This window comes from Clostridium sp. TF11-13AC (genome assembly GCF_003481065.1).
Lineage (GTDB): Bacteria > Bacillota > Clostridia > Lachnospirales > Lachnospiraceae > Otoolea > Otoolea fessa.
Genome location: NZ_QUKJ01000021.1, coordinates 1 through 1592 on the forward strand (window position 1 = coordinate 1; position 1592 = coordinate 1592).

The 1592-nt window shown below is 37.8% G+C and carries 1 protein-coding gene; it reads right to left on the reverse strand.

The window, feature by feature from the left end:
* Positions 1-125: 125 nt before the first annotated feature.
* A complete protein-coding gene (locus DXD12_RS15065) occupies positions 126-1337 on the reverse strand; it encodes an IS110 family transposase (protein ID WP_118293994.1) in 1212 nt (403 codons plus the stop codon).
* Between the last annotated feature and the right edge of the window lie 255 nt (positions 1338-1592).

Genomic DNA, 1592 nt, shown 5'->3' on the forward strand with positions numbered 1-1592 from the left:
CTTTAGCCTGCAAATAAAAAGTCAAGACTTAATGGGGAAAAAAATATAAAATTTTACATGGTTAAAATTAGGCACTAAAATAAGACCACCACAAGCAGTGCTGGTCTGCAAATAAAAGTTTTGAATTAGCTTGACTCAGAAAGAATACAGAGATATTCCTTCACTCGTCCATAATAAATTCTGAGAAATTTATTAGCGCCTGCAGTCATGTAAACATAGTACGGTTTACCCTGGGCACGTTTTCTGTCCATGAATTGATATACAGGATCATCTTGCGGCATTGTTTTAATAAGAACATCCATTACTTGAAAAAGAGTCTTTCTTAAATTTGAAGACCCACGTTTGGATGTTGGAACACTTTTTTGTGCATAGGAGCCAGACTCGTTTACGCCAGGATCTACCCCGGCGAAAGCAGTAAGGGCTCCTTTATGTGTAAATCTGGTTATATCACCGATCTCAGCCATAAGCTGTGGACCAAGAGATGGACCAATCCCTTTAAACTGCATAACAATCGGGTACTCTGGAAGTTTTGAGGCGGTTTCATTCATGAGAATGCGTATTGTTTCGACGGTAGCGGAAGTGCTGTTAAGCTGAGCGATAGCTTGTCTAATGATGCGTTTGGTTATTTCGTTTTTAGGAAATACCGGGACAAGTTCCGTTGCCTTGGTATAAATTTCTTCGGCTTTTGATTTATTGAAGATATATTTTTTTTGCTTGCACCAGTTTTGATAGTGTTTAACAAAAGAATTTAGAGACATTTTACGAACGCAATCTACATGCCAATACGTATAGACAAAATCAACCCATTTTTGGGAGCCATCACTGCGGGGTGGACTATTAAAATAAGTATTTGCATTTGGGTATGTCTGGTCAATGAGATTAATAAGATTATTTTTCATAGCCGTTTTTTGTTTCACATAGAAATGAAACTGACGATTCATGGCCTTTAGTTGTGTGCGCAATTCATCCACAATACTATATGGTTTAAGATTTTGCCATTTGTCAAGAGCATAGCGGGCGATCTTGATGGAATCAGCTTTGTCAGATTTAACTTTGCGAAGAGAGTCATTATTAAAGTTTTTGACTAGCTTAGGATTAACAGCACTGACAAACAGACCAGCTGCTGAAAATTGCTGAGCAAGTACTTCGTAATAGTGTCCGGTGTGCTCCATTACAATTCGTGATTCACCTTCGATAGAGTGAATAAGTTTAATTAGTGAAAGGATATCACTGGATGTGTGCTTGATCTCAAAAGGAGAGGATACAATCTCACCAAATGGTCTTAGAATTGTAACCATGCTTTTACCTTTTGAAACATCGATACCTACTGCGTTCATAAATTTGTCACTCCTTAAAAATATTACAATGGATAAATACCAGATTTACTCATTACCTGCTCAAACTACTGTGTGTGACACGAATGCACTTAATGTGATTCAACCTGCATAAAACGAACACTGTGAATGAGGAGCTGGTTATCAGTCTAAAGTACGGACGCTAAGTCCTAGTGATGAAGTCGATATACCATTGCATCCTACATTCTAACAGTTTAAGTAATGAGATGGATAAATCCTTACTGGATGTAAGGGGAT

What these genes read in the sequence shown, in the direction of transcription:
- DXD12_RS15065 (WP_118293994.1), bottom strand. Translation starts at nt 1,337, where the DNA reads ATGAACGCAGTAGGTATCGATGTTTCAAAAGGTAAAAGCATGGTTACA.